The organism is Rhabdaerophilum sp. (genome assembly GCF_046092605.1).
GTDB lineage: Bacteria > Pseudomonadota > Alphaproteobacteria > Rhizobiales > Beijerinckiaceae > Rhabdaerophilum.
Genome location: NZ_JBJTDY010000140.1, coordinates 24440 through 47833, shown reverse-complemented (window position 1 = coordinate 47833; position 23394 = coordinate 24440). Strand labels below are relative to the sequence as shown.

Here is a 23394-nt window from a genome sequence, read left to right as displayed (position 1 = left end):
GAGCAGGCGCAGAATGGGCGGCAGCCTGGCCAGAAGCCACAGGAGAGCAGACCAGGCGAAGCGCAGGCCGCTGACGAGACGGCTCATCGGTCGATCACCAGCCGGTAGCCAAGGCCGCGCACGGTTTGCAGATGGACGGGATTGCCGGGGTCATCCTCGATCTTCCGGCGCAGGCGGTTGATCTGCACATCGATGGTGCGCTCATTCGCGGCATTGGCGGTTTCCGCCAGCGCCTCGCGGGGCAGGGTCTCGCCATTGGTGGCCGAGAGCAGCCGCAGGATTTCCCGCTCCCGCTCGGAAAGCCGCACGATTTCCTCGCCCCGCCGCAATTCGCCGCGCGCAAGGTGATAGCCGAAGGGGCCGAAGCGCACGCTTTCGGGCTCCTCGGCATTCTTCACGGGCGGCGGCAAGGCCACGCGCCGCAGGATGGAGCTGATCCGCAGCAGCAGTTCGCGCGGATCGAAGGGCTTGGTGAGATAATCATCCACACCTGATTGCAGGCCGGCGAGCCGGTCCTCGATTTCCGCGCGTGCCGTGAGCATGAGGATGGGGATCGCCGAGGTCTTCCTGAGATCGCGCGCGAAATCGAGACCGTTTTCGCCGGGCATCATCACGTCGAGCACGATGAGATCAAAGACGAGACCCGCCAGCCGGGCACGCGCCTCGCCGGCATTGTCGGCGGTGGAGACGCGATAGCCATGCTCCGCGAGGAAGCGCGACAACAGGGTGCGGATGCGGTCATCGTCATCCACGACGAGGATGTGGGGCGATTCGTCGGAAACCGGGGCCTTGCGCATGAACGGGATTATGCGACGGATCGGGGGCGCAAATAAAGCCGGCCGCTCAGGCCTTGTCCGGCGATGCCGGAAGCGGCCGCTCGGGGTCGATCAGTTCGGCGAGAAATCGCGCGATCACGGGCCGCGCGGCCGGATCGGCCTTGGCAATCGCCCGCGCGATGCGCCGCCCCTGCATCCGCACAAGCGCCTCGGCCAGCGCCTTTCCCCGCTCGGTCAGATAGAGCCGGCGCTGACGACGATCCTCCGTGCCGGCGCGCTGCTCGATGAACTCGCCGCTCACGAGATCCTTCAGGACGCGCGCGAGGCTTTGCTTGGTGATCTCGAGGATCTCCAGCAGCTCCGCCACGGTCAGCCCCTCGTTGCGGTTCACGAAATGCAGCACGCGATGATGCGCGCGGCCGAAACCGTGCTTTTCAAGCAGCCGATCCGGTTCGCCGACGAAATCGCGATAGGCGAAGAAAAGCAGCTCGATCAGCTCGAAATCCGGGCCTTCGCCAGGCGGCGCGGGCTCGGCGATGGCCAGTTTTCGCTGGAAGGATTGGGCCATGATGTCCGTCAGGCGCGCAAGAGCCGGGGATAACGGCGCCGGCGCGAGAAATTATGTCAATGTTATTGACATATTTCAGACGGATTGTTACCCGTCAAGACGTCTTCCGCGCAATGAAAGTTCGTGACCGGGCTTTCTTGTGAGCAAGGAAGGCAAACTCACCCATAGGCTCTGGTATACCAAAGCGATTGGCGTAATAATATTTCAAGATTCGGACAAAGCCCCGAGAAGCATCCGGATCACGCCAAGAGCAACGAGGAAACACTGATCATGTCTGCCACCCCTGCCATCATCCCGTTCGACAAACGCGAGGGCTTCATCTGGATGAACGGCGAAGTTCTGCCCTGGCAGGATGCGAAGGTCCATGTCCTCACCCATGGCTTGCATTATGGTTCGTCGGTTTTCGAGGGCGAGCGCGCCTACAAGGGCAAGATCTTCAAGAGCCGCGAGCATTCCGAGCGCCTGATCGCCTCGGCCAGGATCATGGACATGGTGATCCCCTATTCCATCGAGGAGATCGAGGAAGCCAAGCGCCAGATCGTCGAGCTCAATGGCGGCGGTGACCAGTATGTGCGTCCAGTGGCTTTCCGCGGCTCGGAAATGATGGCGGTTTCAGCCCAGCACAACCGCATCCATGTGGCCGTCGCCACCTGGAACTGGCCGTCGATGTTCGACCCGGCGATCAAGATGAAGGGCATCAGGCTCGACATCGCGGAATATCGCCGCCCTGATCCGGCCTGCGCGCCGGTTCACGCCAAGGCCGCCGGCCTCTACATGATCTGCACGCTCTCCAAGCATCGCGCCGAGAAGCGCGGCTATGCCGATGCGATGATGCTCGACTGGCAGGGGCGCGTGGCGGAATGCACGGGTGCCAACATCTTCTTCACGAAGGATGGCGCGATCCACACCCCGCTTGCCGATTGCTTTCTCGATGGCATCACCCGCCGCACGGTGATCGACCTCGCCAAGCGCCGCGGCTTCGAGGTGATCGAGCGCCGCATCATGCCGGATGAACTGCCGAGCTTCGTCGAGTGCTTCATCACGGGTTCGGCTGCGGAAGTGACGCCGGTGGCCGAGATCGGCCCTTATCGCTTCACGCCGGGCAACATCAGCCGCACGCTGATGGAGGATTATGTGACCGAGGTGGGCGCGAACTGAAGCGCCCCCGACGTTCGGAACACCGGACTTTCGGAACACCGGATTAGGGAGTGGCACGCCTTTCCACTCCTCCATTCGCGCTTTCGACATCCGAGAAGATGGCATGCGTCGGCAGCGCCAGGCTCGGCGCGCGGATCGAGAAAGCCGAGTGGAGCACCGCATTCACGTCGGACGACTGGAAAGGCTTGGTCAGGAAGGCGAAGGCACCTGCATATTGCGAGGAGCGGATCAGCTCCAACTGCTGCTCGGTGGAGACCATGACGATCTGCGTGCGCGCATTGGCCCGCAGCAGGTGCCCCGCCGTTTCAGGGCCATTCATGCCCGGCATGTTCGCATCGAGGAAAATCACTTCAAAGTCCGTCACGCCCGCGAGCTTCACCGCCTCCGCGCCGCTCTCGGCCTCCTGGATGTCCAGCCGGAACTGCGACCGCTCGAGAATGCGGCGCATCAGCTTGCGCGCGGTCGAGCTGTCATCGACCACCAGCGCATTGCTGAGGGTCGAGAGCCGATCATAGGCCGCGACCGCGTTCAGCACGTCGGAGATGCGGAAAGGCTTTTGCAGGAATTCATAGACACGCAGCTTGCGGCCAACCTCGCGCACGGCCCCCGCATCGAGCGACGACATCAGCACCATGAAAGGTGGGTGCTCCTGCGTGGCGAAGGCATAGGCCAGCGCTTCGAGGCCGGAAATGCCCGGCAACTGGATGTCGCAGAAGATCATGTTCACCTGCGATTGCCGCATGATCGCCAGCGCTTCGTCGCCAGCGGCCGCTTCGATCACTGTCAGCGGGCGCTCGAGCTTGTCGAGGGCCGCGCGGATCGTGCCGCGAATCACCACCGAATCATCGACCACCAGAATTCGCAGCGGCCTTGCAGAAGCTTTGGCGGGCGGAAGATCGTCGCTGAGGTGCATAGAGTAAGCCTCCATTCCCGAGCCAGTGTCTGGACAGGAACAAGGCTACAACCTCAGGTTACAAAATTGCGTTAACTTCGGCCATCGAGTGATCTGAAGCCGGCAGGATGCGACGTCACCAGCGGCCTGCTGCCTGATCATCCGCGGTCTTGGCCGCCACCCAGCCGCCCGGTTCACCGCAGACGGTGTGCTCTTTTTTCCAGAACGGCGCGCGGGTCTTGAGGTAATCCATCAGAAAATCAGCCGATTCGAACGCCGCGCGCCGATGAGCCGAGGCGGTGACCACCAGCACGATATCCTCGCCCGGCGCAATTCTGCCGTAGCGATGGAGGATGGTGACGCCCTGCAACGGCCAACGCGACAACGCTTCACCAGCCACTCGCAGGAGTTCTTCCTCAGCCATGCCGGGGTAATGCTCAAGCTCGAGCGCCGCGAGACTGCCCCCTTCGCTGCGGCAAAGCCCCGTGAAGGTGACGACCGCGCCGATATCCGTCCGGCCTTGCGTGATGCGACGCGATTCCGCTGCGGCATCAAAGGGTTCAGCCTGCACACGGATCAACGGGACGACCATGGCTCAGCCCCCGGTCATCGGCGGGAAGAAGGCAAGTTCGCGCGCGGCGCCGAGAGGGCAATCATGCGGCACATGCTTGCGATCGAGCGCAATGCGGATGATCGAGGGATTCTCGAACGCATAGGCATATTCCTCGCCAAGCGAGGCCAGATGCGACATCGCCTCGCCAGCTGTTCGGGTGCCGGGCGGGAAGGTGATCTCCTCCTCCGCCTTTCCGATGCGTTCGCGCAACCAAGCGAAATACAGAACCTTCATGGCGTCCTTCCGGCGGTGATATCCAGCTTGATCTAGGACGCGCTGTCTTCCTCGACCAGATGGCGAATCGAGGCCTTCATGTAATCGTAGCCGGTGATGAGTGTCAGCACCGCGGCGACCCAGAGAAGGAACAGGCCGATAAGACGCGTCCAGTCGGCGGGCAGGAAGGCGTCGCCCGCCGGCCCGGCAATGAGGAAGCCGAGGCAAAAGAGTTGCATCGCGGTCTTCCATTTCGCAAGGCGCGAGACCGGCACGGAGACCTTCAGTTCCGCGAGATATTCGCGCAGGCCCGAGACGAGGATTTCACGGCTGAGGATGACGATCGCGGCCCAGATCGACCAGGAACGGATCGTGCCATCGGCCACCAGCATCAGCAGGCACGCGGCAACCAGCAGCTTGTCGGCGATGGGATCGAGCATGCGGCCGAGCGAGGATTGCTCCTGGTAGAGCCGTGCGAGATAGCCATCAAGGTAATCCGTGATGCCCGCGAGCGCATAGATCGCCAGCGCCCACCAGCGCATGCTCGGATCGCCCGGCCAGAAAAGCAGGCCCACCACCACGGGAATGGCCAGGATGCGCCCATAGGTGAGCACGTTGGGCAGCGAGAACGGTCGAAGCTTCCGAGGCGGCATGTCTCTTAGCACCATGCCGGAGCAGAGCGGGTCAAGCCTTGCGGGGCCGAAAATTTCGTGGCCTCAACCGCGTCAGCGCCCACCTTCGTGGAAGTGATCATAAACCAGCCTGGCCGTGGCCTCGTTGATGCCCGGCACGCGGGCAAGATCGTCATAGGAGGCGCGGCTCACCGCCTTCGCCGTGCCGAAATGCAGGAGAAGCGCCCGCTTCCGGCGCGGCCCGATCCCGCTGATCTCGTCCAGCGGATTGGCGGTGAGCGCCTTCTTGCGCCGGGCGCGATGCGTCCCAATGGCGAACCTGTGCGCTTCATCCCTGAGGCGCTGGATGAAGTAGAGCGTGGGGTCACGCGGCGGAAGGCGGAAAGGCTCGCGGCCGGGCATCACGAATTGCTCGCGGCCGGCGTCGCGGTCCGGCCCCTTGGCGACACCCACGAGCGGCAGATCGGTGATGCCCAATCCGGCGAGCACGCCGCGCACGGCCTCGAGCTGGCCCTTGCCACCATCGATCAGCACCAGATCGGGCCAGGCAGGCAAGGCCTCGGGATCGTCCGGCTTCTCGTCGCGCGGGGATTCCTTGAGGAGCCGTGCGAAACGCCGCTGCATCACCTCGCGCATCATGCCGAAATCGTCGCCGGGGGTCATCTCGGTCGATTGGATGTTATAGGTCCGGTAATGTGTTTTCGAGAACCCGCGCGGGCCCGCGACGATCATCGCGCCGACGGCATTGGTGCCGGAAATGTGGGAGTTGTCGAAGACATCGATGCGCCGCGGCGGTGAAGCCAGATCGAAGGCCTGCGCGAGGGTCGCGAGAAGCTTCTCATGGCTGGCGCTTTCGTTGAGGCGCCGGCTCAGCGCCTCTTTCGCATTGGTCAGCGCATGTTCGACGAGATCGCGCTTTTCGCCGCGCCGGGGCGTGGCGATCTCGACCCTGTGGCCCGCCCGCGCCGAGAGCGCCTCGGCCAGCAGCGCGAGATCCTCGATCATCTCGGAGAGCAGCACGAGGCGGGGCGCGGGGCGCTCGTCATAGAATTGCGCGAGGAAGGCGCCGAGCACTTCCGCCGGCTCCATCGCGCGGTCGGCGCGCGGGAAAAAGGCCCGGTTGCCCCAGTTCTGGAAGGTGCGGAAGAAGAACACTTCCACGCAGAACTGCCCGGCCTCGGCATGGATCGCGAAGACATCCGCCTCCGCGACCTCGCTCGTGTTCACGCCCTGCTGGGCCGAGATCGCGGAAATCGCCGCGAGGCGATCACGGTAGCGCGCGGCGGTCTCGAATTCCATGGCTTCGGAGGCCGCCTGCATTGCCGATGCGAGGTGCTGGCGAATGGCCTGGCTCTTGCCGTCGAGGAAATCGCTGGCCTCGCGCACGAGCGCCGCATAGCCTTCGCGCGAGATTTCACCGGTGCAGGGCGCCGCGCAGCGCTTGATCTGGAAAAGCAGGCAGGGCCGCGAGCGGTTCTCGTAAACCGAATCAGCGCAGGAACGCAGCAGGAAGGCGCGTTGCAGCGTGTTCAGCGTGCGATTGACCGCGCCAGCCGAGGCAAAGGGCCCGAAATAGCGTCCCTTGCGGTTGCGCGCGCCGCGATGCTTGGTGATCTGCGGGGCTTGGTGATCGCCCGTGATGAGGATGAACGGGAAGGATTTGTCATCCCGCATCAGCACGTTATAGCGGGGCTTCAACTGCTTGATGAGGTTCGTTTCCAAGAGAAGCGCCTCGGCTTCCGTCGTGGTGGTCACGAACTCCATCTGCGCCGTCTCGGCGATCATCCGGGAGATGCGGTTGTTCGGCGCATCGCCCCGCGCATAGGATGAGACCCGCGCCTTCAGGTTCCGCGCCTTGCCGACATAGAGCACTTCATCGGTGACCGAGATCATCCGGTAGACACCCGGCGAACCCGGCAAGGTCTCCCAGAAGGCGCGGATCACGGCCATGCCGGTCGCGAGCCGGCGCGGCAGATCGGCCAGGTCGAGCATCACTTCCGGCGGATGGTAATCCGGGCCTGACGAGGCCAACGCCTCATCCTCTTCGAGGTCGTCATCCTCGAAGGTCGTTCCCCCATCGATGATCTTGCGGCTGGTCATGCCCGAGACATAGGCGTTCGGCGTGATTCCGCAAAGGTTGAGCAAACGCCCTGAGCCGATATTAACCACGGTTGTCTTCGGCCGGAGGACCGGCTTTGCATACCGGCCAGGCAGCGTTAAGAAACCGTTGACCAATTTCCGGCGGTGACATGGTTCGGCATTTCCCCTCCCTCCCGGCTTCGCGCCTGACGCTTGCCCTCGGCCTCGCTCTGGGCCTTGCAGCCTGCAATGGGCCGCGGATGACGGCGACGGCCAATCTCGCGTCCCTTCGTCCCGAAGCGGCAACCATCGTGATCCTCGGTGTCTCCGGCCCCTCCGACGAGCAGGGTCAGCGCTTTGCAGCCATTTTCGCGCAGGAGGCACGCAGCCGCGGCTTCGTGATGGCGGAAGCGAATGCGCCGGTCGCGACCACGCGCCTCAAGGCCTATCTCGACAGCTTCACCGGAACGGATGGCCGCCCGGCGATCTCCTATGTGCTGCAGACCTCGGTCGATGGTCGCACGCGCACCCATCGCGTATCGGGCATGGTGCCTGCCCAGGCTCCGGGCTGGGCTGGCCTTGATGATGGCGCGATGCGCCGGGTCGCCGCCGCGAGTCTCGACGATCTGACCCGCCAGCTCACGCGCCAGCCGGGCGCGGCAGGCGAGGTGGCGGCTGCAGGCGAGGACAGCCCATAATCCTTTCGGCCAAGCCCTTGGCGCAGATTCACTTTTTTCGACGCCGATTTTGCACCGAGTCGTGAACGTCCCGCGCATGTCATGTTGAAACGCGGCGCCAGTCGCGCTAGCAGCACGACAGACGAGGAGGCTTCCCCATGGACAAGATCAAGCTCGTGGCGGGCAATGCGAATCGCCCGCTCGCGGAAGCCATTGCGGCCTATCTCCAGCAGCCGCTGACGAAGTGCCAGGTTCGGCGCTTTGCTGACATGGAGATTTTCGTCGAGATTCAGGAGAACGTGCGCGGCGAGGATGTGTTCATCCTGCAATCGACCTCGGCACCGACCAACGACCACCTGATGGAACTGCTCATCATCATCGATGCGCTGCGCCGCTCCTCGGCCAAGCGCATCACGGCGGTGGTGCCCTATTTCGGCTATGCCCGTCAGGATCGGAAATCCGCCGCGCGCACGCCCATTTCCGCGAAGCTCGTGGCTAATCTCATCACGCGCGCAGGTGCGGATCGCGTGCTGACGCTCGATCTTCATGCCGGGCAGATCCAGGGCTTCTTCGATATCCCGGTGGACAATCTCTATGCCGCGCCGGTGATGGTGAAGGACATCAAGGAACGCCTCGATACCTCGAAGGTGACCGTGGTTTCGCCCGATGTGGGCGGCGTCGTGCGCGCCCGCGCGCTTGCCAACCGCATCAACGCGCCGATCGCCATCGTCGACAAGCGTCGCCCGCGCGCTGGCGAATCGGAAGTGATGAACATCGTCGGCGACGTCGAAGGGCAACATTGCATTCTGGTCGACGACATCGTCGATTCGGGCGGCACGCTCTGCAACGCTGCGGATGCTTTGATGGAAAAGGGCGCGAGCGATGTGCGCGCCTACATCACCCACGGCGTTCTTTCGGGCGGCGCGGTCGCGCGCATCACGGCTTCCAAGATCAACGAACTCGTGCTGACCGACACCATCCAGCCCACGGAAGCCGTGCGCGTGGCGAAGAATATCCGCGTGATTTCCGTTGGCTCGCTGCTCGGCGAGGCGATCAAGCGCACGGCGGGCGAGGAAAGCGTCTCGACGCTCTTCGATTGATCCTGTCGCGCGTTCAGCCGGAACGCGGACCCAGATCCTTCGAGAAATACGAGCCTGTGCGGCGATACCCGTTCTTCAGATAGAGCTGGTCCACGCCCGCGCCCTCCTCCGTATCGAGCTGGACGAGGTTGCACCCATCCTCCAGTGCGCGCTGCTCGGCGAACTCGATCAGCAGCCGGCCATAGCCCTTGCCGCGATGCTTCTGGTCCACCACGACATGCTCGATATAGGTCACGAAGCCATCGTGGATGTTGTGGTTGGGCACCATGCCGATGACGCCGATGAGTTCTTCGCCGCTTTCCGCGATGAACATGCGATAGCCCGTGGCCCGCGCCACGAAGACGCGACGGGCATAGGTCTGCATGTCGAGCTGGGGGATCAGCTGGCGGATGGTCGGGTAGGCCCGGTAATAATCCGTGTCCGATCGGGCTTCGCGGATGGTGATGTCACTCGGTGTCATGATCAGGTCCGTGGGCTGGGATACCCTTGTCGCCGATCGGGCCGGGGAAAGGCAAGAGCCGGCAGCCTGAACCGGCCGGATCTTGCTGATCGGGGCATGATCAGGCCGCGCGGGCGGAGATCAGGAACTTGTCCATCTCGGATCGCAGGGTCTCGGCCTGTTCGGCGAGGTCACGCGCGGCGCTCATCACCTGAGCCGATGCCGCGCCGGTATTCGTGGCCGCCTCGTTCACGTGAAGGATGTTGCCCGAGACATGCGTCGTGCCACGGGCCGCGAGTTGCACGCTCTGCGCGATCTCTGAGGTCGCGCGGCCCTGCTCTTCCACCGAGCCGGCAATTTCCTGCGCGATTGCGTGGATCTTCTCGATTTTCCGACCGATGCCCCGCATCGCCTCGATCGTGCCGTTGGTGACATCCTGGATGCCGGCGATCGTCGCGGCGATTTCATTCGTCGCGCGGGTGGTCTGGCCCGCGAGGTCCTTCACCTCGTTGGCGACAACCGCGAAGCCGCGGCCCGCCTCGCCCGCCCGCGCCGCCTCGATGGTGGCGTTCAGCGCAAGCAGGTTGGTCTGCGAGGCGATGCCCTGGATGAGTTCGATCACGCTGCCGATCTTGTCCGCGGCCTGGGAAAGCTGCTGGATCTTCTCGTCTGTGGTGCCGGCGGCATGCACGGCGTCCGTGGCGATCTCCGAGGATTGCCGCGCCTGCCGCAGGATCTCGCTGATGGAGGCGGAAAGCTCCTCGCCCGCCGCCGCGACGCTCTGCACATTCCCTGTGGCCGCCTCTGCGGATTGGGCAACCGAATTGCTCTGCTGCAGGGTTTCCTCAGCCGATCCGGCGAGGCTTTCCGCCGCGGCCTGCAATTCGGAAGAAGCGGATACCACGGTGGACATGACCATGCCGGCGCGGGATTCAAACTCCGCGATCGCCGCCTCGAGACGCTGCCGGCGCTGCTCGCGGGCGAGCTCATCCGCCTCGGACGCCGCCGCGAGACGATCCGCCTCGATCCCATTGTCGCGGAAGACGAGAAGCGCCTTCGCCATGTCGCCGATCTCGTCCTTGCGCGTCGTTCCGGGCACCTCTGTCTGCCACTGGCGATCGACGAGCTTCGTCATCGCGCCGGTCATGGCGCGCAAGGGGCGCACCGCCCAGAGGAAAATGGCGGCCAATGCGAGGCCCAGTCCCGTGAGAATGCCGATGAAGGAAAGCACGATCGAGATGCGTTCGGCCCAGACCGCCTGCTCCTGAACGGCGTGCGTGAGGCTGTGGGACTGCCGTTCCATCTCCACGAGGAACGGATCGATTACCGCGCTCATCGCGCGTTCGCGAACCCGGACGTCTCGTGTGAAGGTCTGGTAGGCCAGATCCGGCTGCCCGGCCACCGCCTGTTGCCGCACGGCACCAAAGGCCTGGATGACCTGCTGGCCCAGGGCATCGAAATTCACGAGAATAGCGCGATCCGCATCGCCGAGCGTCGGCAGGAAGCGTGCAGAGAGATCCTGAAGGGCCTTGATGCGGCGGTCGACATTCTCCGCCATGGCGCGCCGGCTATCGGAATTCTGGTCCAGCACGAGGTTCAGCAGGTCGCGCTGCACGGCGCGGCTGGTCGCCCGGATCTCGGAGGCGAGGAACGCCTTCTGGTGCGCCGCGCCCGCATGCCGGGAAAGGTCGCGACCCTGTTCGAGAACAGAGTAGCTCAGCCCTGCGAGGGCTGCCGCGATCAGCGCCAGAAACGCAACCGGGAGCACCAGCTTGAATGCGAGATTGAGGCGCATGACGGCAAAATTCCTGTCTTTGTCCCGCTGAAATTCGGTTAGACACCGAAAACGTTAACGAAGATCGAAAGAGATGGCCGACAGAGGGCTCATGTCCGGGCGGAACCTGGCCGGGCCCTGCTGCGGCCGGAACTCCAGAAACCCGGCCAGGGCACCAAGATTGGACCAACCTGTCCAGATTTCAGCGTCTTGCCCGCAACAACCGGCCTGCCTGGCGCTTGCCGACCCAGCCCCGCCCCCGCCTTCGGCATCCATTGCCGGGGTCTTGCAGGCAGGAAAATTGAAATTGCGCGGAATCCAACGCTCCTCGGACGCGCGCCGGGCCGGTAACAGCCGGAAGGAACGACGCCTTGCCGGAACCCGCGTTGCTTCTTGCGCGCTCATTCTTGCCCTTTCGGACCAATTCCCCTATAGCCCCGCTCATCCGCGCTGACACCCCTGGAGGTCGCGGGCCCATCCGTTCCCGCAAAGGGGGCCCCAAGGCCGCCCGGCGGGACATTTTTGTTGGAGAAACACCATGGCTTCTCTGAAGCAGCTCGCGGCGAAGACCCGCGAGGGGGTTGGCAAGGGGGCCGCCCGTGCAATCCGTAAGGAAGGCCGTGTTCCGGCCGTCATCTACGGTGCCGGCCAGCCGCCGATCGCCATCTCGCTCGAATACAAAGAGACGAACAAGCTGATCTATGCCGGCCATTTCCTGACGACGGTTTTCGAAATCGACGTCGACGGCAAGAAGGTCCGCGCCATCCCGCGCGACTACCAGCTCGATCGCGTGCGCGATTTTCCGATCCATGTCGACTTCCTCCGCCTCGCGGAAGGCTCGACCGTGCGCGTTGAGATCCCGGTCCACATCACGGGCCAGGAAGTCTCGCCGGGCCTGAAAGGCGGCGGCTCGCTGAACCTCGTTCGCCACGCCGTGGAGCTGATCGTTCCGGCCGATGCGATCCCCGAGGCCATCACGGTCGACGTGTCGAAGTCCAGGATCGGGGATTCGATCCATATCTCGTCGGTCACGCTTCCCGCTGGCGCCAGGATGCCCGCTGGCGGCGAGAAGGACCTCACCCTCGTCACCATCACCGGCACGGCGAAGGAAGAGGCCTGAGCCCTCAGAGGCCTGAGCCCTTACCGGCGCGACAGCGCCGGCACCCATCCTTTTCGGGCCGGGTTCGCGAAGAGCGATCCGGCCCGTTCCATGTCTGGAACAGGCTGCGATTGGGTGGAAGCCGGAAAAAACGCGAAAAGCATGCGAACACAACCTCCTCTGGAAGGCGTTGCGATGCGGCTCCTGGTCGGCCTCGGCAATCCCGGTGCCAAATATGCCGGAAACCGGCACAATATCGGCTTCATGGCGCTCGACGCGATCGCGAAGGCACACCGCGCGGCACCCTGGCGCGCGCGCTTTCAAGGCGAGGTCGCCGAGGTGACGCTCGAAGGCGAGAAGGCCCTGCTCCTGAAGCCGCAGACCTTCATGAACGAGAGCGGCCGGGCCGTGCGCGCCGCGATGGATTTCTACAAGCTGCCGCTCTCGGCGCTCCATGTGCTGCATGATGAACTCGATCTCCCGGCAGGCAAGCTGCGGGTCAAGACCGGCGGCGGCATTGCAGGCCATAACGGCCTGCGTTCGATTTCCGCCCATTGCGGCAATGATTACGCCCGCGTTCGGCTCGGCATCGGCCATCCGGGCGACAAGGCTCTGGTGCATGCCTATGTGCTGAATGATTTCGCCAAGGCCGAGCAGCCCTGGCTGGAGCATCTCTGCGCGGCAATCGCCAGCCATGCCGCGCTGCTCGGCCAGAATGACGCGCTCTTCGCCAACCGCGTGCATGTCGCGACGGAAAAGGCGGGCCATGCCGAGGCGAAGACCCCGCGCGAGGCTGAACAAGCGAAAAAGGCTGGACAGGGCGAGGAACCTCGCTGAAAAAGCAGCGCAACTTCAAAAATTTCGGCGGCGCGGCCGCCTACCGCACGGAACGGACATCATGGGTTTCAAGATGGGCATCGTGGGGCTGCCGAATGTCGGCAAGTCCACCCTTTTCAACGCGCTCACGCAGACCGCCGCCGCGCAGGCCGCGAATTACCCTTTCTGCACCATCGAGCCGAATGTGGGCGATGTCGCCGTGCCGGATCCGCGGCTTGACGCGCTCGCGGCGATTGCCAACTCGAGGGAGATCATCCCGACCCGCCTCACCTTCGTGGATATCGCGGGCCTCGTACGCGGCGCCTCGCGCGGCGAAGGCCTCGGAAACCAGTTCCTCGCCAATATCCGCGAGGTCGATGCCATCGCCCATGTCGTGCGCTGCTTCGAGGACAGCGACATCACCCATGTCGAGGGCAAGATCGACCCCCTGGCCGATATCGAGACCATCGAGACCGAGTTGATGCTCGCCGATCTCGACAGCCTCGAGAAACGCATCGTCGCCATCGAGAAGAAGGCGAAGGGCGGCGACAAGGAAGCGAAAGAGGCTTTCGACCTGATGAGCCGCTCGCTCACCCTGCTGCGCGAGGGTAAGCCTGCGCGCCTCGTCGAAGTGAAGGCGGGCGAGGAGCGTGCCTTCCGCATGCTCGGCCTGCTGACATCGAAGCCGGTTCTCTATGTCTGCAATGTCGAGGAAGGCTCGGCGGACAAGGGCAATGGCTTCTCGGCGCGTGTCTTTGAACGCGCGAAGCAGGAAGGGGCGCGCGCGGTCGTCGTCTCGGCAAAGATCGAGAGCGAGGTCGCAGTGCTGCCGCTCGACGAGCAGAAGGAATATCTCGAGGCCATCGGCCTGGAGGAGCCGGGCCTCAACCGCGTCATCCGCGAGGGCTATGCGCTGCTGGGCCTCCTCACCTATTTCACGGTCGGCCCGAAGGAAGCGCGCGCCTGGACGATTACGGCCGGAACCAGGGCTCCGGCGGCCGCCGGCGTGATCCACACGGATTTCGAGAAGGGGTTCATCCGCGCCGAAACCATCGCCTATGCCGATTACATCGCGCAAAAGGGTGAGGCCGGCGCGCGCGAAGCTGGCAAGTTCCGCCTCGAAGGCAAGGATTACGAAGTGGCCGATGGCGACGTGTTGCATTTCCGCTTCGCAAACTGAGCCCTCATGCCGAGCGAGGCGGATGATCGCGTTCTTGACTTGCCGTTTACGGATACAACCTTAGTCTTAACCTCCAAGGGGGATCGAAACGGAGGCTTGTCGATGTCGGCTTTGACGATACGCGTTCGGGCGGTGTGTTGGCGTTCTCTTTATCTGGTTCTTTTTCCTCTTGTTTTCCTGATGACCTGGGCCCAGATGGCGCCCGCTGGCATGAAGGATGTCCTGGTTAAAAGCGTGGGCTTCCTGACCCTCATGACCCTCGGCCTCGCTTGCGCTGCGGCGACGGGTGGCCGATTATAAGCCATTCTTCCCGCTGGCGCGGGATGTCCGATCCCAGTCCTGCCTCGGCGGGATATGGAGCCAGCCGGGTGAGACCATGCGCTTTTTCGAGGATTTTCGGGTCGGCGAGCAGCAGGCCTACGGTTCCTTGACCGTGAGCGAGGTGGAGATCCTTCGCTTCGCGAGGCAATATGATGCGCAGCCGATGCATACCGACCCCGCTTCCGAACAGGCGCGGATGACCGGAGGGCTGATCGCCTCGGGCTGGCACACGGCCTCGCTCAACATGCGTCTCATGGCCGACAATTTCCTGTTGCCCGCAAAGCAGGGGCTGGGATCACCGGGCGTGTCCCGGCTCGATTGGGCCGCGCCGGTGCGCCCCGGCGACACGCTTAGCGGAAGCTTCGAGGTGCTGGGTCGGAAAGCATCGGCCAGCAAGCCGGATCGCGGCTTTGTCAATTTCCGCTTCACGGTGACGAACCAGCACGGCACGCCTGTGTTGCGGCAGGAAAACCTGATCATGTTCGCGCGGCGCGACGCGAGATCGCCCGTGCCGCCGCCGGAGGGCTTGGAAATCCCGCCACCCCCGCGCGAAAACCTCGCCTTTCCCGATGCGCCGAACCCGCCCATGGGCCGAATCGGCGCGATGGAAGCGGGCCTCACCTTGCGCTTTGGCACGATTGAATTCACACCCGAAAGCATCAAATCCTTTGCACGTGATTTCGATCCTCAGGATTTCCATTTGAGCGAGGAGGCGGGCCGCGCGACGCATTTCGGCGGCCTTTCGGCCTCGGGCTGGCATATCGCGTCGAACTGGATGCGCGCGATCGTGACATTCTGGGCGAACGAAGCCAAGTCGGGGCGCTTCGTGCCGAAGCTTGGCCCCTCGCCCGGCTTTCGCGATCTCCTGTGGCTGCGTCCCGTGCTGGCGGGCGATCGCATCACCTATGGTTCCCGCTTCATCGAGGGGCGGAAATCAGCCTCGAAACCGGGCTGGGGCATTGCGCAGCACCGGAATTTCGGCATCAACCAGCGCGGTGAACTGGTCTTCGCCTTCACCGGCATCGTGCTCTGGGAAGCCGAAGCATGAAGCCGGCATGATCCCGCGGCTGGATGCCCTGTCGCTCCAGGGTCAGTGCCCCTCGAAGCCGATCAGCGTGCGTACGGGCACACCCAAAGCGCGGATCTTGTCCGCGCCGCCCAGTTCCGGCAGGTCGATCACGAAGCAGGCCGCGACCACCTCCGCCCCCAGCTTCTGCAGCAATTGCACGGCAGCGCTCGCGGTGCCGCCGGTCGCGATGAGATCATCGACGAGGATCACCCGCTCGCCCTTCGCCACCGCGTCGACATGCATTTCCATTGTGTCGGTGCCGTATTCCAGGCTGTAGGATATCGAAACGGTCGCGTGCGGTAGCTTGCCCTTCTTGCGGATGGGCACGAAGCCGCAGGAAAGCTGGTGCGCGATGGCACCGCCAAGGATGAAGCCGCGCGCCTCGATCCCTGCGACCTTCGAGATCCCCGCACCAGCATAGGGATGCACGAGCTCATCCACTGCCCGGCGGAAGGCGCGCGGATTGCCGAGAAGGGTGGAAATATCGCGGAACGAGATGCCCGGTTTCGGATAATCGTGGATCGTGCGGATGGCCGCGCGAAGATCGTCATGATCCAAGCCCTTGCCTGCCTTCGTCATGGCCTGCCCCCCCCAATTGATACGCCGACGCCCCACGAAAAAGGGGGCCGCAGCCCCCTGATTCCTTGCCGAATCCGGGCGCGCGATCAATGCGCCTTGGCGGGCGCGTCATCGAGACGCGACCAGATGCGCTTCTTCAGCATGAAGAGCAGCCCTGCAAGCAGCACAAGCCAGAGCATGACCTTCACGCCCGTGCGCTTGCGCTCTTCCATCTTGGGCTCTGCCGCCCACATCAGGAAGGCCGAGACGTCCTTCGCGACCTGCAGCTTGGTTACCGGCGTGCCATCCGAATAGAAATTCGGATCATGGGGCTTTCCGGCATCGTCGAAAACGGCGGCGAGCGGATTGGCCATCGCGATCTTGTTGCCCGGGAAGTAACGGTTCCAATGCAGGCCGTCTTCCACCTTCACGCCGGGAGGCGGCGGCTCGTATCCGAGCAGCAATGCAGTCAGGTAATCCACACCCTGCTGCTGATACTGGGTGAAGATATCAAAGATATAGATCGGAAAGCCGCGCTCATAGGAACGTGCCTTGGCGATCACCGAGAAATCCGGCGGCACGGCACCGTTATTCGCTGCCTTCGCGGCCTCATCGTTCGGGAAAGGCTTCGGGAAGCGATCCGAAGGCCGCCCGGGCCGCTCGAACATCTCGCCCTGCTCGTTGGGGCCATCCTTCACCTTGTACTCGGCGGCAAGCGCCTTCACCTGGCCTTCCGTGAAGCCGGGGCCACCCGGCTCGGAGAGGTTGCGGAAGGAGAGCTTCGAGAGGCCATGGCAGGCCGCGCAGACCTCACGATAGACCTTGAAGCCGCGCTGCAGCTGCGCCTTGTCGAAGGTGCCGAACGGACCATAGAACGACCAGGTCTGGCGCGGGGGCTTCTCGGCGCCACCAGCCGCGAGGGTCGGGCCCGCGAGAGCCAGGCTGGAACCCGCGACGATGGCAGCGGCGAGGATACGGGAGGCGATTGTCATCGGTTCAATCCTTCTGGCCTGCCACGCTTACTTTTCGGGCGAGGCGTGCGCGCCCGCGGGGTGGCCATGGCCGGTGGAGGCCAGGACCGAATCCGCGATGGAAGCCGGCAGAAGCAGCGGCTTCTCGAAAAGCCCCAGCAGCGGCAGGATCACCAGGAAATGCGCGAAGTAGTAGATGGTCAGGATCTGGCCGAAGCCGACCATGTCCAGCACCACGCGGCCACCAAGCGTCAGCACGGCCTTGTCCGTCGGTTGCGAGCCGGCATAGCCAAGGAACAGGCAGACCACCACGAAGACCCAGAAGAAGATCTTGAAGGCAGGCCGATAGGCACCCGACTTCACCTTCGAGGTATCGAGCCAAGGCAGGAAAGCCAGCAGCGCGATGGAGGCAAACATGGCGAGCACGCCGCCGAGCTTGTCGGGAACCGCACGCAGGATGCCGTAGAAGGGCAGGAAATACCATTCGGGCACGATATGCGCTGGGGTCTTCAGCGGATCAGCCGGGATGTAGTTATCGGCATGGCCGAGGAAATTCGGGTGGAAGAACACGAACCACGCGAAGACCATCAGGAAGCAGACCATCGCGAAGAGGTCCTTCACGGTGGCATAGGGGGTGAAGGGCACGGTGTCCTTCGCGTAGTTCTTCACTTCCACGCCCGACGGGTTGTTCTGGCCCACATGATGCAGCGCCCAGACATGCAGGATCACCACGCCGAAAATCATGAACGGCAGGAGATAATGCAGCGCGAAGAAGCGGTTCAGCGTCGGGTTGTCGACCGAGTAGCCGCCCCACAGCCAGGTCACGATCGACTCGCCCACAATCGGAATGGCCGAGAACAGGTTCGTGATGACGGTCGCGCCCCAGAAGGACATCTGGCCCCATGGCAGAACGTAACCCATGAAGGCGGTCGCCATCATGAGGAGGAAGATCACCACGCCGAGGATCCAGAGCAGTTCGCGCGGTGCCTTGTAGGAGCCGTAATACATGCCGCGAAAGATATGGATGTAAACCGCGACAAAGAACATCGAAGCGCCGTTGGAATGCGCATAGCGCACCAGCCACCCATAGTTCACGTCTCGCATGATGTGCTCGACGGACTGGAAGGCGTAGTCCACATGCGGCGTGTAGTGCATCGCCAGCACGATGCCGGTGATGATCTGCGACACCAGCATGAGCATGAGGATGCCGCCGAAGGTCCAGAAATAGTTCAGGTTGCGCGGAACCGGGTAGGAAACCGCGGAATCGTGCATGAGCCGCACGATCGGCAGACGCGCGTCGACCCAGCGTTCGATGCCGGTCTTCGGCACGTAGGTGGAATGATGCTCACCCATGATTGTCACTCACCCTTGTTCGTTCAGCCGATGCGGATCTTGGACGCCGACAGGAAGGCGAATTCCGGAATGTCGAGGTTGCGAGGTGCCGGACCTCTGCGGATGCGGCCCGAATTGTCGTAATGCGAGCCATGGCACGGGCAGTACCAGCCATTATACTCGCCCGAGAACCCGATCGGCACGCAGCCCAGATGCGTGCAGTTGCCGTAGACGACGATCCACTGCTCCTGCGGCTTGCCGTCGAAGGCGCGGACGCGCGCGGAATCGGCCTGCCTGTCCGGCAGGGCGGCGTTGTCATCCTTCCTGGCTTCCGCGATTTCCTGCGCTGTGCGGTGCCGCACGAAAATCGGCTTGCCGCGCCATTTCAAGGTGATGGCCTTGCCCTCGCCGATCGGCGCGAGATCCACCTCGACCGGGGCACCGGCCGCAACGGTGGAAGCATCAGGATTCATCTGCGAGATCAGCGGCCAGGCGATACCACCCACGGCCACGGCGCCAGCGGCACCGGTCGCCAGAAGAAGAAAATCACGGCGATTCGGGTCGCTCGCGCCGGGAGCCTTCATCGTGTTGTCAGCCACGTCCTTCATCCTTCCTTCTCGCGGGGCGCGCCCTTGTCACCGGCTCGCCTTGCGATATCCCACAGCCGTTTTTCACGCTGAACATTGTCCGGGATTGTGGAAATTGATCCCTGACAAATGACGCGTGCGCCCGGTTTTCAATGCGACCAGAAGTCGCCAAAAAGCCGAAAGCACGATCCTGGCACCCCTGATGGAGCCTTCCGATCGGAACGGTTCAAAAGTCCGTGGCTCCATGGCACTCCGCAAGCCACTTGTCCATACCCCAACCCCATGCTTTGCGGGCTAGACCATGGTCGATATCCGCTCCCTTTGCCCTCCATCCGCCTCCGATCCGCAGGCTCCGCTGCGGCTCGCGCTCTACGAACCCGACATTCCCCAGAATGCCGGCACGCTGATGCGCCTCTGCGCCTGTCTCGGCCTGCCCATGGACCTGATCGAACCGGCCGGATTTGACGCGAGCGACCGCAACCTGAGGCGCGCGGGCCTCGACTACCTTCATGCCCTCAGGCCCGAACGGCATCTCTCCTTCGGTCATTTCGAGGAATGGCGGCGAGCGCGCGCCCATCGACTGGTGCTCGCGACCACGAGAGCCGATGTCGCGCATCACCATTTCCGGTTCTCTCCCGGTGACATCCTCCTGCTCGGCCGCGAGAGCGCGGGCGTGCCCGACCATGTTCATGAAGCGGCCGATGCGCGGCTGGCGATCCCGCTGCGGCCGGGGCTGCGCTCGCTGAACGTGGCGGTGGCCGGCGGCATTCTGGTCGCCGAAGCCATGCGGCAGCTTGACCTCTTCCCGCCAATGGCGACAACTGGAGGTCTTGACGTTCCATCGCCTTGACATTGTTCGCCTGAAAGTTCCGCATGAGCGCTCTTCTTGACCAGCCCGAAACGCAAGCGCGCATCGGCCGCGCCGCCGATTGGTTCGGCAGCCTGCAGCAGAAAATCCTTGCGGCCTTCGCGACCGTGGAGGCGGAGGCGAAAGGCCCGTTTTTCGACGAGGCCGGCGGGCCGGGCCAGCCGGAATTCAAGCCCTGGGAGCGGAAGAACCACGATGGCTCGCCTGGCGGCGGCGGCCGCATGGGCATGATGCGGGGCCGCGTCTTCGAGAAATGCGGCGTGCATTTCAGCCATGTCCACGGGCAATTCGCGCCTGAATTCGCCAGCCAGATCCCCGGAGCGGATACCGATCCGCGCTTTTCCGCCTGCGGCATATCGCTCATCGCGCATCCCTGGAACCCGAATGCGCCGACCGTTCACATGAACACCCGCTTTGTCGTGACTTCGAAAGCCTGGTTCGGCGGTGGCGCGGATCTCACGCCCGTTCTTGCGGCACGCCGCGTGCAGCAGGACCCGGATTCGGTTGCCTTCCACGAGGGGATGCGCGCGGCGTGCCTGGCCCACGGCCGCGATCATTCACGCTACAAGACGTGGTGCGACGAATATTTCCACCTGAAGCATAGGGATGAACCGCGCGGCATCGGGGGCATCTTCTACGATTACCTCTCGGAGGAATGGGAGGCCGATTTCGCCTTCACGCGCGGCGTGGGTGAGGCGTTCCTCTCGACCTATCTCGCGATCCTCCTGGGTAACATCGACAAGCCCTGGAGCGAGGAGCAGCGCTTCCAGCAGGAGGTGCAGCGCGGCCGCTACGTGGAGTTCAACCTGCTCTGGGATCGCGGGACCCTGTTCGGGCTGAAGACCGGCGGGAACATCGAATCGATCCTGTCTTCCATGCCGCCCCGCGTGAGGTGGCCCTAACCCGCGCGTTCCGCCTGCATCAGCGCGAGCTGATCATTGCGCGAAGCGGGAAAGCCGGCGGCGATCCAGCGCGCCTCGATGGCCTTGAGGGCCTCGCCGATCCTCGGCCCCGCGGGCAGGCCCGCCTTCAGGAGGTCCTCCCCCTTGAGGTGGAAGACCGGCGGCTCCGGCCAATCGGCGATCGCAGGCCAGAGGGCGGGCAGGCGCGAGAGCGCTTCCCGGAAGCGATAGGCCACGAGTTCCGGCGCGGCACCCGCTTCGAGCATCTGCAGTGCACCGCCCAATGCTTGAATGAGCGCGAATTCGCGGTTGGAGAGACGCAGGGCCTCCCGCGCCGCCTTCGCCTGATCGCCATAGAGCGCGAAGAGGCGCGTCACCGCATCCGGCGTCTTCTCGCGCGCTGCGACCTGCGCGAAACGCTGCAAATCCGGCTTGAGGCCTACGAGATCCGTGAGAAGCCCCAGCGCATCCGCTTCCCGCATCACCGCAAGCGCGCGCGGCGCGACGATCAGCTTCAGAACCTCGGTGCGGATACGCTCGCGGGAGAGCCGCGCGAAGCCCTCGCGATGGCGGGAACAGGCCGCGAGGCCCGGCGCATCGAGTGGCCCCTCGGCATGGCTGGCGGAAAAGCGCAGGAAGCGCAGGGCGCGGAGGTAGTCCTCCCTTAGGCGCTGCCCGGGATCGCCGATGAAGCGCACGCGACGGCTTTCGAGATCGACGAGACCGTCGAAGAAATCGTGCAATCGTCCATCGGCCGATACGGCCATGGCGTTGATGGTGAAATCGCGCCGCGCTGCATCCATGCGGAAATCGCGGCCGAACCGCACCTCGGCACGGCGGCCATCGGTGGCGACATCCTCCCGGAGGGTCGTCACCTCGTAAGGCTTGCCGGAAATGACGATCGTGATCGTTCCATGCGCGATTCCCGTCGGCACGGCCTTCCAGCCCTTTCCCTCGGCGATCTCGGCGGTGCGCCGGGGAAGCGCGGTGGTCGCGATGTCGAGATCGGCGAAATCCGTGCCAAGCAGCGCGTTGCGCACGGCCCCGCCGATGATGCGCGCCTCTTCCCCGGCTTCCGAAAAAGCCGAGAGGATCGCTGCCGCACCCGGCTCGGCGAGAAGCCCCTGAAGGCGCGCCGAGACGGCTTCCGGCATCACTCGATGGTCCCCGGCACGAGCTTGCCATCCTTGAAGACCGCCGGGCGATAGGCCCCCTGATGAACCTCATCGGTGAAACCGATGAACAGCACCACGAGCGCCATCAGCACGAGGCCGATCAGCGTCTGAATCAGCAGCGCCTTGCGCTCGAATATCTGTTTCGCTGCCTGCGGATTTCGCCCCTGCCACATGAGAAACGCGGCATAGGCCAGAAATGGCATAAAGAAAAATCCGCCGATCTCGAAAAGAATGCGAGCCATACCCTCACCCGGTTGTCAGAAACGATCCGCGAAACTGCGCATGATTCCCGCTGTCACACCCCAGATATAGGCATCGGGGTAATCGAGGATGAAGAAGCTTCGCTCCTGTCCACGCCAGAATGTTTCGCCGCGCCGGTAGCGCCGCGTGTCAAGCGCATGGGCGAGCGGCACCTCGAAAAGCCGCGCCACCTCATTCACATTCGCGGTGAATTCCGTGCCCGGCACGAGCACGGCCACGAGCGGCTGCACGCGATAACCCGAACCGGAGAAATAGGGCGGCAGATAGCCCAGCGGCTCCACATGCGAGGGCGCAAGACCGATTTCCTCCTGCGCCTCGCGCAAGGCGGCCTGGGCGGCATTCTCGCCGGGCTCGACGCGCCCGCCGGGAAAGGCCACCTGCCCGGCATGGGTGGAGAGATTCGCCGCCCGTTCCGTCAGCACGATCGAGAGGCCATGCTCGCGCCGCACCACGGGCACCAGCACCGCCGCCGGGCTGGCCTTCGCCAGGAATTCCGGCTCGGGCGGAAAGCCCGCGATCTTGTGACAGCCGAACTGCTCCCAATCCTGAGCGGGATCCAGCGGACCGGGAAAGAGCCTGGACCGGGCGCGGAGGCAAAACGGCTCGACCTCCCGCAATTCGGGCGGCAACGGCGCGGTGAAGGAATCATCGAGCGCGAAATCAACCATGGCGATCCTTGGCGGGGCCAGGCCCGGATGGTGCGTTTTCCGGCGGTAATGCAAAATCAACCCCGGCGGAGCGGAGCACAAATCCCTTGTCGGTTTCCTCCAGACGTTCCGCAAGCTCCTGCGCAATCCTGCGCGTTGCCAGCGCCCAGAGATCGCCGCGCACCCGGATATAAGGCTTGAAGCCACCATCGGCCGCCAGCGTGAGGCACATGGGATGTTCCGCGCCCGCCACCACGATCTCGTCGAGATTGGTGCGGAAGACGAGAGCCGGGCCTTCGGGGGTCCTGCTCTCTTCCATCTCCACTGCGATGAAGGGCGCATCATCCACCCGGATGCCCACGCGCTCCACGGGCGTCACCAGCACATGACGCCCGGCATCTTTCCGCAGGATGGAGGCGAAGAGCTTCACCAGGGGCAGCCGGTTGATGGGGCCGCCCTGGTAGAACCAGCGGCCATCCGCCGCGATGCGCATGTCGATTTCGCCGCAATAGGCGGGGTTCCATTTCTCCACGGGCGGCACCTTCCGCCCGGCATTGGCCTCGGCGAATTCCAGAAAATGCGGCGGCAGCGCGGGAAGGCTCATTCCGGCGATCTCTTGGGTGCAGCCATTGGCTTCGACCATTCCTTCCCTCTTGATGTAGGCGCAGAAGGCCGAAACGCAAAGAC

The 23394-nt window shown here is 64.0% G+C and carries 26 protein-coding genes; 9 read left to right on the top strand and 17 right to left on the bottom strand.

Annotated elements, in window-relative coordinates; translation table 11 throughout:
* Positions 1-83: 83 nt before the first annotated feature.
* Entirely contained in the window at positions 84-797 is a 714-nt protein-coding gene (locus ACKODO_RS10740; protein ID WP_408983424.1) for a response regulator, read from the bottom strand.
* A 46-nt stretch (positions 798-843) separates the two neighbouring features.
* Positions 844-1344, bottom strand: a complete 501-nt coding sequence (locus ACKODO_RS10735) for a MarR family winged helix-turn-helix transcriptional regulator (protein ID WP_408983423.1) — start codon at positions 1342-1344, stop codon at positions 844-846.
* A gap of 270 nt (positions 1345-1614) precedes the next feature.
* Between ACKODO_RS10735 and ACKODO_RS10730 the strand changes: the two genes are divergently transcribed.
* Entirely contained in the window at positions 1615-2502 is an 888-nt protein-coding gene (locus tag ACKODO_RS10730) for a branched-chain amino acid aminotransferase (RefSeq protein WP_408983422.1), read from the top strand.
* 43 nt (positions 2503-2545) lie between these two features.
* Here ACKODO_RS10730 and ACKODO_RS10725 read toward each other — a convergent pair whose 3' ends face one another.
* The 5 genes from ACKODO_RS10725 to uvrC form a co-directional block, all read right to left on the bottom strand.
* A complete protein-coding gene (locus tag ACKODO_RS10725; protein ID WP_408983421.1) occupies positions 2546-3355 on the bottom strand; it encodes a response regulator in 810 nt (269 codons plus the stop codon).
* A 175-nt stretch (positions 3356-3530) separates the two neighbouring features.
* On the bottom strand, positions 3531-3986 hold the full coding sequence (locus ACKODO_RS10720) for a molybdenum cofactor biosynthesis protein MoaE (protein WP_408983420.1): 456 nt from the start codon (positions 3984-3986) through the stop codon (positions 3531-3533).
* A gap of 3 nt (positions 3987-3989) precedes the next feature.
* Positions 3990-4241, bottom strand: a complete 252-nt coding sequence (gene moaD / locus ACKODO_RS10715) for a molybdopterin converting factor subunit 1 (RefSeq protein WP_408983419.1) — start codon at positions 4239-4241, stop codon at positions 3990-3992.
* Between the two features lie 32 nt (positions 4242-4273).
* Entirely contained in the window at positions 4274-4873 is a 600-nt protein-coding gene (pgsA, locus tag ACKODO_RS10710) for a CDP-diacylglycerol--glycerol-3-phosphate 3-phosphatidyltransferase (RefSeq protein ID WP_408983418.1), read from the bottom strand.
* Positions 4874-4945: 72 nt separating this feature from the next.
* Complete coding sequence (gene uvrC, locus ACKODO_RS10705) at positions 4946-6952, bottom strand: excinuclease ABC subunit UvrC (RefSeq protein ID WP_408983435.1); 2007 nt, start codon at positions 6950-6952, stop codon at positions 4946-4948.
* Positions 6953-7101: 149 nt separating this feature from the next.
* Here uvrC and ACKODO_RS10700 point away from each other — a divergent pair, with 149 nt between their 5' ends.
* On the top strand, positions 7102-7629 hold the full coding sequence (locus tag ACKODO_RS10700) for a hypothetical protein (protein WP_408983417.1): 528 nt from the start codon (positions 7102-7104) through the stop codon (positions 7627-7629).
* A gap of 137 nt (positions 7630-7766) precedes the next feature.
* Positions 7767-8708 carry a ribose-phosphate pyrophosphokinase gene (locus tag ACKODO_RS10695; protein ID WP_408983416.1) on the top strand — a complete coding sequence of 314 codons (942 nt, stop codon included), beginning with the start codon at positions 7767-7769 and terminating at the stop codon, positions 8706-8708.
* Positions 8709-8721: 13 nt separating this feature from the next.
* Here the strand turns inward: ACKODO_RS10695 and ACKODO_RS10690 are convergent, their stop codons facing one another.
* The gene (locus ACKODO_RS10690) at positions 8722-9168 is read right to left on the bottom strand and encodes a GNAT family N-acetyltransferase (protein ID WP_408983415.1); all 447 of its coding nucleotides are present in this window, start codon (positions 9166-9168) and stop codon (positions 8722-8724) included.
* Positions 9169-9268: 100 nt separating this feature from the next.
* On the bottom strand, positions 9269-10942 hold the full coding sequence (locus ACKODO_RS10685) for a methyl-accepting chemotaxis protein (RefSeq protein WP_408983414.1): 1674 nt from the start codon (positions 10940-10942) through the stop codon (positions 9269-9271).
* Between the two features lie 517 nt (positions 10943-11459).
* Here ACKODO_RS10685 and ACKODO_RS10680 point away from each other — a divergent pair.
* The 4 genes from ACKODO_RS10680 (at position 11460) to ACKODO_RS10665 (ending at position 15385) form a co-directional block, all read left to right on the top strand.
* Positions 11460-12041 carry a 50S ribosomal protein L25/general stress protein Ctc gene (locus tag ACKODO_RS10680; protein ID WP_408983413.1) on the top strand — a complete coding sequence of 194 codons (582 nt, stop codon included), beginning with the start codon at positions 11460-11462 and terminating at the stop codon, positions 12039-12041.
* Between the two features lie 174 nt (positions 12042-12215).
* Positions 12216-12857 carry an aminoacyl-tRNA hydrolase gene (gene pth / locus ACKODO_RS10675; protein WP_408983412.1) on the top strand — a complete coding sequence of 214 codons (642 nt, stop codon included), beginning with the start codon at positions 12216-12218 and terminating at the stop codon, positions 12855-12857.
* Between the two features lie 61 nt (positions 12858-12918).
* Entirely contained in the window at positions 12919-14016 is a 1098-nt protein-coding gene (ychF, locus tag ACKODO_RS10670) for a redox-regulated ATPase YchF (protein ID WP_408983411.1), read from the top strand.
* A 286-nt stretch (positions 14017-14302) separates the two neighbouring features.
* On the top strand, positions 14303-15385 hold the full coding sequence (locus ACKODO_RS10665; RefSeq protein WP_408983410.1) for a MaoC/PaaZ C-terminal domain-containing protein: 1083 nt from the start codon (positions 14303-14305) through the stop codon (positions 15383-15385).
* Positions 15386-15427: 42 nt separating this feature from the next.
* Here ACKODO_RS10665 and ACKODO_RS10660 read toward each other — a convergent pair whose 3' ends face one another.
* From ACKODO_RS10660 to petA, 4 genes are all read right to left on the bottom strand, one after another.
* Positions 15428-15985 (bottom strand): adenine phosphoribosyltransferase, encoded by a 558-nt coding sequence (locus tag ACKODO_RS10660; RefSeq protein WP_408983409.1) that lies wholly within the window; start codon positions 15983-15985, stop codon positions 15428-15430.
* 86 nt (positions 15986-16071) lie between these two features.
* On the bottom strand, positions 16072-16956 hold the full coding sequence (locus ACKODO_RS10655; protein WP_408983408.1) for a cytochrome c1: 885 nt from the start codon (positions 16954-16956) through the stop codon (positions 16072-16074).
* Between the two features lie 27 nt (positions 16957-16983).
* Positions 16984-18288, bottom strand: coding sequence for a cytochrome b (locus tag ACKODO_RS10650; protein WP_408983407.1), 1305 nt, complete (start codon positions 18286-18288; stop codon positions 16984-16986).
* Positions 18289-18311: 23 nt separating this feature from the next.
* Positions 18312-18851, bottom strand: coding sequence for a ubiquinol-cytochrome c reductase iron-sulfur subunit (gene petA / locus ACKODO_RS10645; protein WP_408983434.1), 540 nt, complete (start codon positions 18849-18851; stop codon positions 18312-18314).
* Between the two features lie 304 nt (positions 18852-19155).
* On the opposite strand from petA, the gene ACKODO_RS10640 reads away from it, so the two are divergent.
* Positions 19156-19704 carry a tRNA (cytidine(34)-2'-O)-methyltransferase gene (locus tag ACKODO_RS10640; protein WP_408983406.1) on the top strand — a complete coding sequence of 183 codons (549 nt, stop codon included), beginning with the start codon at positions 19156-19158 and terminating at the stop codon, positions 19702-19704.
* A gap of 23 nt (positions 19705-19727) precedes the next feature.
* Complete coding sequence (gene hemF / locus ACKODO_RS10635) at positions 19728-20624, top strand: oxygen-dependent coproporphyrinogen oxidase (RefSeq protein WP_408983405.1); 897 nt, start codon at positions 19728-19730, stop codon at positions 20622-20624.
* Here hemF and ACKODO_RS10630 read toward each other — a convergent pair.
* Genes ACKODO_RS10630 through ACKODO_RS10615 form a run of 4 tightly spaced genes read right to left on the bottom strand, consistent with a single transcriptional unit; the run spans position 20621 to position 23350 of the window.
* Positions 20621-21778, bottom strand: a complete 1158-nt coding sequence (locus ACKODO_RS10630) for a CCA tRNA nucleotidyltransferase (protein ID WP_408983404.1) — start codon at positions 21776-21778, stop codon at positions 20621-20623. The two genes, hemF and ACKODO_RS10630, sit on opposite strands and share 4 nt — an antisense overlap.
* Positions 21778-22041: a DUF6111 family protein gene (locus ACKODO_RS10625; protein ID WP_408983403.1), complete on the bottom strand. Its 264-nt coding sequence runs from the start codon at positions 22039-22041 to the stop codon at positions 21778-21780. Before ACKODO_RS10625 ends, ACKODO_RS10630 begins: the two co-directional genes overlap by 1 nt.
* Positions 22042-22056: 15 nt before the next feature.
* Positions 22057-22728 (bottom strand): CoA pyrophosphatase, encoded by a 672-nt coding sequence (locus tag ACKODO_RS10620; protein WP_408983402.1) that lies wholly within the window; start codon positions 22726-22728, stop codon positions 22057-22059.
* Positions 22721-23350 carry a DUF1285 domain-containing protein gene (locus tag ACKODO_RS10615; protein WP_408983401.1) on the bottom strand — a complete coding sequence of 210 codons (630 nt, stop codon included), beginning with the start codon at positions 23348-23350 and terminating at the stop codon, positions 22721-22723. Before ACKODO_RS10615 ends, ACKODO_RS10620 begins: the two co-directional genes overlap by 8 nt.
* Positions 23351-23394: the final 44 nt, after the last annotated feature.

What these genes read in the sequence shown, in the direction of transcription:
- pth (WP_408983412.1), top strand. Translation starts at nt 12,216, where the DNA reads ATGCGGCTCCTGGTCGGCCTCGGCAATCCCGGTGCCAAATATGCCGGA.
- pgsA (WP_408983418.1), bottom strand. Translation starts at nt 4,873, where the DNA reads ATGCCGCCTCGGAAGCTTCGACCGTTCTCGCTGCCCAACGTGCTCACC.
- ACKODO_RS10700 (WP_408983417.1), top strand. Translation starts at nt 7,102, where the DNA reads ATGGTTCGGCATTTCCCCTCCCTCCCGGCTTCGCGCCTGACGCTTGCC.
- ACKODO_RS10720 (WP_408983420.1), bottom strand. Translation starts at nt 3,986, where the DNA reads ATGGTCGTCCCGTTGATCCGTGTGCAGGCTGAACCCTTTGATGCCGCA.
- ACKODO_RS10685 (WP_408983414.1), bottom strand. Translation starts at nt 10,942, where the DNA reads ATGCGCCTCAATCTCGCATTCAAGCTGGTGCTCCCGGTTGCGTTTCTG.
- ACKODO_RS10735 (WP_408983423.1), bottom strand. Translation starts at nt 1,344, where the DNA reads ATGGCCCAATCCTTCCAGCGAAAACTGGCCATCGCCGAGCCCGCGCCG.
- ACKODO_RS10630 (WP_408983404.1), bottom strand. Translation starts at nt 21,778, where the DNA reads ATGCCGGAAGCCGTCTCGGCGCGCCTTCAGGGGCTTCTCGCCGAGCCG.
- ACKODO_RS10690 (WP_408983415.1), bottom strand. Translation starts at nt 9,168, where the DNA reads ATGACACCGAGTGACATCACCATCCGCGAAGCCCGATCGGACACGGAT.
- petA (WP_408983434.1), bottom strand. Translation starts at nt 18,851, where the DNA reads ATGAAGGCTCCCGGCGCGAGCGACCCGAATCGCCGTGATTTTCTTCTT.
- ACKODO_RS10640 (WP_408983406.1), top strand. Translation starts at nt 19,156, where the DNA reads ATGGTCGATATCCGCTCCCTTTGCCCTCCATCCGCCTCCGATCCGCAG.
- ACKODO_RS10660 (WP_408983409.1), bottom strand. Translation starts at nt 15,985, where the DNA reads ATGACGAAGGCAGGCAAGGGCTTGGATCATGACGATCTTCGCGCGGCC.
- ychF (WP_408983411.1), top strand. Translation starts at nt 12,919, where the DNA reads ATGGGTTTCAAGATGGGCATCGTGGGGCTGCCGAATGTCGGCAAGTCC.
- ACKODO_RS10680 (WP_408983413.1), top strand. Translation starts at nt 11,460, where the DNA reads ATGGCTTCTCTGAAGCAGCTCGCGGCGAAGACCCGCGAGGGGGTTGGC.
- ACKODO_RS10740 (WP_408983424.1), bottom strand. Translation starts at nt 797, where the DNA reads ATGCGCAAGGCCCCGGTTTCCGACGAATCGCCCCACATCCTCGTCGTG.
- ACKODO_RS10695 (WP_408983416.1), top strand. Translation starts at nt 7,767, where the DNA reads ATGGACAAGATCAAGCTCGTGGCGGGCAATGCGAATCGCCCGCTCGCG.
- ACKODO_RS10615 (WP_408983401.1), bottom strand. Translation starts at nt 23,350, where the DNA reads ATGGTCGAAGCCAATGGCTGCACCCAAGAGATCGCCGGAATGAGCCTT.
- hemF (WP_408983405.1), top strand. Translation starts at nt 19,728, where the DNA reads ATGAGCGCTCTTCTTGACCAGCCCGAAACGCAAGCGCGCATCGGCCGC.
- ACKODO_RS10620 (WP_408983402.1), bottom strand. Translation starts at nt 22,728, where the DNA reads ATGGTTGATTTCGCGCTCGATGATTCCTTCACCGCGCCGTTGCCGCCC.
- moaD (WP_408983419.1), bottom strand. Translation starts at nt 4,241, where the DNA reads ATGAAGGTTCTGTATTTCGCTTGGTTGCGCGAACGCATCGGAAAGGCG.
- ACKODO_RS10655 (WP_408983408.1), bottom strand. Translation starts at nt 16,956, where the DNA reads ATGACAATCGCCTCCCGTATCCTCGCCGCTGCCATCGTCGCGGGTTCC.
- ACKODO_RS10625 (WP_408983403.1), bottom strand. Translation starts at nt 22,041, where the DNA reads ATGGCTCGCATTCTTTTCGAGATCGGCGGATTTTTCTTTATGCCATTT.
- uvrC (WP_408983435.1), bottom strand. Translation starts at nt 6,952, where the DNA reads ATGACCAGCCGCAAGATCATCGATGGGGGAACGACCTTCGAGGATGAC.
- ACKODO_RS10650 (WP_408983407.1), bottom strand. Translation starts at nt 18,288, where the DNA reads ATGGGTGAGCATCATTCCACCTACGTGCCGAAGACCGGCATCGAACGC.
- ACKODO_RS10730 (WP_408983422.1), top strand. Translation starts at nt 1,615, where the DNA reads ATGTCTGCCACCCCTGCCATCATCCCGTTCGACAAACGCGAGGGCTTC.